Here is a 464-nt window from a genome sequence, read left to right as displayed (position 1 = left end):
GGATCTGGTGCTCTCCGGGGCGACCTCGAACGTTGAGGAAAACCAGACCGTTACCATCACCTTCGGCGGCAAGAGCTACACCGCGACCGTAGGCGCCGACGGCAAATGGACGACCACGGTGCCAGCCGCCGACCTGGCGGGTCTGAAAGACGGCGACGCCAGCGTGCAGGTGAGCGTCACCAACGTCAACGGCAACAGCGCCTCGGCAGGCCGCGAGTACAGCGTGGATGCGACCGCACCGTCCGTGACCATTAACACCCTGGCGACGGACGACATTCTCAATGCCACCGAAGCGAAGAGCGATCTGGCCGTTTCCGGTACCAGTACCGCCGAAGCGGGCCAGACGGTCACCGTATCGCTGAACGGTAAAGACTACACCACAACCGTCAGCGCGGACGGCAGCTGGACGCTGAACGTTCCAGCGGCGGATCTGGCTGGATTAACCGACGGCAGCGTGACCGTCA

The 464-nt window shown here is 63.8% G+C and carries 1 protein-coding gene; it reads left to right on the top strand.

Annotated elements, in window-relative coordinates; all coding sequences use genetic code 11:
• A partial coding sequence (locus DOU50_RS00085; protein ID WP_148768443.1) for an Ig-like domain-containing protein occupies window positions 1–464 on the top strand: 464 nt, incomplete at both ends.

It is taken from the genome of Enterobacter sp. C6, from assembly GCF_008122455.1.
GTDB lineage: Bacteria > Pseudomonadota > Gammaproteobacteria > Enterobacterales > Enterobacteriaceae > Enterobacter > Enterobacter pseudoroggenkampii.
The sequence above is the reverse complement of the archived record's forward strand: the minus strand, read 5'-3'. Positions and strand labels throughout refer to the sequence as shown.